This window comes from uncultured Methanobrevibacter sp. (assembly GCF_937906425.1).
In the GTDB taxonomy this organism is placed as follows: Archaea; Methanobacteriota; Methanobacteria; order Methanobacteriales; family Methanobacteriaceae; genus Methanobrevibacter.
On record NZ_CALCYR010000132.1, the window covers coordinates 1 to 5,804 of the forward strand.

The 5,804-nt window shown below is 32.6% G+C and carries 2 protein-coding genes; both read left to right on the forward strand.

Translation table 11 applies throughout. The annotated features are described in order from the left end of the window. Positions 1-608 precede the first annotated feature (608 nt). Complete coding sequence (locus tag Q0138_RS03785) at positions 609-3,584, forward strand: Ig-like domain repeat protein (RefSeq protein WP_297981126.1); 2,976 nt, start codon at positions 609-611, stop codon at positions 3,582-3,584. 519 nt (positions 3,585-4,103) lie between these two features. Next, the gene (locus Q0138_RS03790; protein WP_297981129.1) at positions 4,104-5,675 is read left to right on the forward strand and encodes a transglutaminase domain-containing protein; all 1,572 of its coding nucleotides are present in this window, start codon (positions 4,104-4,106) and stop codon (positions 5,673-5,675) included. The last annotated feature ends 129 nt before the right edge of the window (positions 5,676-5,804 follow it).

The following is a 5,804-nucleotide window of genomic DNA, read 5'->3' on the forward strand; positions in this document are numbered from 1 at the left end:
ATTTTTAAATTTTTATTTATAATTTTTCTTCTTTTGTTTTAATTTAAATTATTTACTTTTTATTTTATTGTTATTTAATTTTTTAATTTTATTTTTTTATAAAAATAAATATTTGTTTCTTATAAGTTCTATAAATCGGTTTATGCTCTTATTTTTTAAGATTTTTTTCAGTAATCTTTATATAATTTAAAATTAAAATATTTAATTAATCTAATTTAGGGATTTTATGATTTTTTTAATTCCTTAAATTATGTAAATAACTCAGAATAATTTATATGACTTAATTTTTAGGTGAAATTAATTACTTAACTGTATTAAGTTATTTGAATTTGATTTGGGAAAAGTGATTTCAAGTTTGGGTTTGGGATCTTTCCAATCAATTCTAAAAATTATATTAAAAGTTTATAATGTTTCATTTTAATGATGATCTTGATTAATATATTAAAAGTTTATAGTGTTTCATTTTAATGATGATCTCTTAAACTTTGAACGGATTTGAAATTTGGAATCAATATGAATTTATATGATTTTTTAAAATTATTCTGATTTTAATGTGAGGTGAAATAATTTCAATTAAGAATCTTACATTGCTTTTGGCAGTTCTCTTGATGGGATTTTTAGTCCTTTCATCCGTTTCTGCTGCAGATATTGATGATTCCGTATCGGGTGAAATATCTGATAGTGGTGTTACAGAAATAAGCAGTTCTGATGCTATCGTTTCACAAAGCAGTTCTGATGCTGGCATTTCAGATAGCAGTTCTGATGCAGACTCATATAGTCTGGATGCAAATACCACAGGCAATGTTAATTCGGAAAATGAAGTTTTAAGTACTGATACAAATGAGGATGGGGATTTGGATTCAATTTCCAAAGACTCCAAAAGTGTATTAAGTTCATCTGCTCAAGCTTCTGCATCAGCTCTCGGAGCTAGTGCAAAAAGCAAGACCACTCTTAAGGCAAGTAGCACTTCAGTTAAAAAGGGAAACAGTTTCTCAGTTACTTTAACTGACAGCAGTGGCAAGGCATTGTCTGGTCAGGCCATAAGTTTTAAAATTAAAAACAAGACTTATACAAAGACCACAAATGCAAAGGGAGTCGCTTCACTTGCAATCAACTTGAATGTTGGAAAATACGCTATTGTTTGCTCATATGCTGGAAACAGCAGTTATAATGCATCCAAGCTTTCAGCAACAATTTCCGTTACAAAGCAAAGTTCCAGTCTCAAGAGCAATGGAAATTCCATTGTCAAGGGAAAGACTTTCTCAGTTACATTAAAAGATGGAGCAGGGAATGCATTGGCTAATCAGAAGGTCAAGTTTACAATTAAGTCAAAGACCTATACAAAGACTACCGATGCAAATGGTGTTGCTTCACTTACAATAAATCTTAATGTAGCCAAATACAGCATTACAAGCACATATGCAGGTACAAGCAATTATCTCTCATCCAAAACCACAAATACAATCAGTGTTACAAAGGCAAGCACTAGTCTTAAGCCTTCCAGCACAACTGTGGTTAAGGGAAAAACCCTTTCAATTGTCTTAAGGGATGGAAGTAATAATGTATTGTCCGGTCAAAGGGTAGGCCTTACCGTCAAGGGCAAGACCTATACATTGACCACCAAGTCCAACGGTGCAGTTTCACTTACCATAGGATTTGCAGCAGGCAAATATGCCGTGAATGCAAGCTATGCAGGAAGTTCCAACTATTATTCAAGCAAGAGCTCCTTTACAATGACAGTTACCACTTCATCAAATTCAAGTTCAGGTAACAGTTCAAGTACAAATAGCTTTACAGTGGCCCAAATAGATGCAGCTGCTAAAAACCTAAAGGCTTATGTCAATGCAAACAAGACATTGCCAAGTACAATTAAGGTAGGCAGCTCAAGCCTTAAGATTTCTGAATTTTCATACTTGATGGCAAAGGCAATCACAAACCTTAATGCAAGCAATAAAAACAGTGTTGCATTGTTGAGCGGCATTTCCAATGGAAATTCAGCTTCAAACAAGGTAAATGCAACAGTTTACAAGGCACAATATGTGGATCTTGCAAAAAGGGTTGTAACCTATATCGGCAACAACAAGGTTCCTCCAGCTTACGCTACAGTGAATAACGCTTCAGGAAGCTCTGTTGGAAATGCCGGATTTAATTTGTACACCTTTGCATTTTCAAAGATTTTGGACTTCTATGGAACTAACAATTATTTGCCTAATTACTGTACATTTGACAGTTCTGTGATTAAGACCAGCTCTTCTAACAGTTCCAGTTCAAATTCAAGCAGTACAAATGCCAGTGCAAAGGCTACTGTCCTAAAGGCAAGCTCAACCTCCCTTACAAGAGGTGACTCATTTACTGTAACACTTACTGATTCCAGCGGTAATCCATTGGCAAGTCAGAAAGTGACTTTTGCTGTAGGAAGCGGTTCCTACAACAAGACAACAGATTCAAAGGGTGCAGCTTCACTTACAATTAATTTGGTGGCTGGAAAATACACTGTTACAAGTTCATTTGCAGGATCTTCAAGTTATAAATCCTCAAAATTAAGTTCAACAATCACTGTTGTAAACAGTTCCAGCAGATTCTATATTGCAGACATTACAACTGCAGCTGCAAATGTCAAGTCCTATGTTTTAAGCAATCAGAAATTGCCTAATACTGTTACTGTTGCAAACACTAAATTGACCATGGCACAGTTTTCATATCTTATGTCCAAGGCAATCAAAAATATAAATGCAAGTAACAATGGATACATAAGTCTTGTAAGTGGTATAAGCAGCGGTAATTCAACTGGAAAAACCATGTCAGTTACTGTTTATAAAGCACAATATCTTGATTTGGCTAAAAGGGTTGCTACTTACATAGAATCCAATAAGGTCCCTCCTGCTTATGCAGTTGCATACAGTAGTTCAGGTTCCTCATATGGAAATGCCGAATATAATCTATACTCATTTGCATTTTCAAAGATTTTGGCTTTCTATAAGACCAATTCATACTTGCCGAGCTATTGTACATTTGACAGTTCTGATGTTGGGGTTTATTCTGCTGTTACCAATGTTACAAACAACAGTGTCATCAAGGCAAATTCAAGCCAGTTCAAGACAGGTTTAAATGAGAAAAACACAGTTTCAAACCTTTCTGCATACTTGGTAGGTACAGGAAGTTCCACAATCACAAGTTCAATTCAGACATTGGCAAACAAGTTGACCAAAGGTTTGAATTCAACTGCAACAAAGGCATTGGCCATCTATAATTATGTAAGGGACCAAATCTCATACAGTTATTATGCCAACACCAGATATGGAGCAGCGGGCACCTTAAGTCAAGGATCAGGAAATTGTGTGGATCAGGCTAATTTGGTTGTTGCTCTCTGTAGGGCTTCAGGAATTCACGCCAGATATTCTCATGCTCAGGGATGTACATTCTCAAGTGGTTTGGTTACAGGTCACGTATGGGCTCAAATACTTGTTGATGGAACATGGTACTCTGCAGATGCAACCAGTGTAAGAAATAGCTTAGGCAATATTGTTAATTGGAATACAAAGTCTTTCAATACTTTAAAACAATATGCTGCAGTACCATTTTAAGTGCTTAAAATTTTAATAAGAAGAGTTTTCTTCTTATTTTTATTATTTTTTTTATTTTTAGTTGTTGTTTTTTTTAAACTAATTATTTTTAATTTTTAAATTTTTTAAACTATTTTTTTCTTGTTTTTTTTATTTCTATTCATTTTATTGGTATTTTTTCTAATTTTATTATATTGGCGTTTTATTTTATTTTTAAATATCTTTTTATTGGTATTTTTTTAATTTTATTATTTTTCAGTGTTTTTTTTATTTTTAATAATTTTATTCCATTATTATTTGATTTTAATCTATTTTTTAATAAATATTATTTAAATTGCTTAATAAATTTTTAAGATAATTTTTTATATTATTACTAATTTATATTAAAGTGTTAATGTTAAAGTGTTAATGGAAAATATTATTATTTTTATATTTTTAAAAATTTCAAAATAATCATTAAACTTTATAAAAGTCTTTGGTTGTGTTATTATTAGAAAAACTTCATTTTTATCATTAGGAATTGTTTTATTAATATTTCTATTGTCCAGTTCTGCTGTTTATGCAGAGGACTTAAGTGACAATGGTATTTTATCCGCTGAGGGTAATGGAGAAAATATTGATGAAATAATGGCTATTGATGAGTCTATTGATAATGTGTCAGATATTAATCTTGATTTAACCAGTGGTTCTGATTCTAATTTGTCTGATTCTAGTTTGTCTGATTCATCTCTTTCACAATCCAATGAAAATCTCTCTTCTAATTTTTCAAGTGAGGATTTAAAAAAGCTTTCTAAAATTGAAATTCTTACTGGAGACAATTGGGAAATCACTGGTGATGCTGACTTTTATATAGTCAAGTTGCTTGACGAGGATAACAATCCAATCAAGGGGGCAAGTATTGGGTTTAACATTTACTCCTCTTCATTCAATCAATCATATATTGAAAATACCAGTGAGAATGGTATAGCATTTTTGCCTGTTACCCTCAATGATGTCGGCCCTTACAGGATGACCGTTAGCTTTAACGGTGATTCGGATTATAATGCATCCAGCAATTCCTCTATTTTTTATGTTTATAAGAAGACTTCCATTGTTTTTCCTAAAAGCTATGGATTTAGAAACTCCACTTTTAAGATTAAATTGCTCAGTTCAAATGGAACTGCTTTGGCTAAAAAGAATTTGACTGTTGTTGTAGGAAAAACAACTTATCTTCGAACTACAGATTCCAATGGCATTGTAAGTGTTCCATTAGGTGATGTAAGCAGTGTGAGCATAATGGTTAAATTTGATGCAAGCGGCTATTACTATGCTTCAAAGCTAAATAAGACAATCAATGTTTACAAGCATACATTTACAAAATATCTTGTCCGTTATCTTCTTAGGGGAAATAACTTTAAGCTTCTTTTGAAGGGTAAGGATTCCAAAATATTGTCCAACACCAAGATAAAATTCACTGTAGGTGGAAAAAACTACTTCAGAACAACTAATTCCAAGGGAATTGCATATCTTAAGTTAAATATTTCAAGAGGAGTCTATAAGATTGAATATTCTGTCTATGCAAATGGCCTTTATGGTCCTTCAAGCAATTCCTCAACTTTGGAGATAATTGATCCTGCAGGACAACACAAGAGAGGATTGAATGTAAAGACTTCTTCTGGAGTTAATAAATACCTGTCTGGTGGAGGAAAGGCCAAGGTTACAGCCTCAATTAGGGCATTGGCGAAATCAATAACCAAAAAGTATTCCACCAAGTTTGAAAAGGCGGTTGCTATCTTCAATTATGTTAGGGACAATTTGAATTATCAGTATTATGCAAATTCACTGAAGGGAGCAAGCAAAACCTTGAAGACAAAGGCAGGAAACTGTTGTGATCATTCAAATCTGATTATTGCATTATGCAGGGCTTCAAAGATTCCTGCAAGATATTCCCATGCTCGAGGATGTAAGTTTGGTTCCGGACTGGTTACAGGTCATGTATGGGCTCAAATTTATGTTGGAGGAAAATGGTATTCTGCTGATGGAACCAGTTACAGAAACAGTTTAGGGCATGTTGAAAACTGGAATACCAAGTCTTATCATTCATTGAAGAATTATAGGTCTATTCCATTTTAATTTAAATAAAATCTTTTCTATTTCTTTTTTTTAGCTTTTTTTAGCTTTTTTTAGCTTTTTTTCTTATTTTTTAGTATTTTTTAGTATTTTTTAGTATTTTTTAGTATTTTTTAGTATTTTTTAGTATTT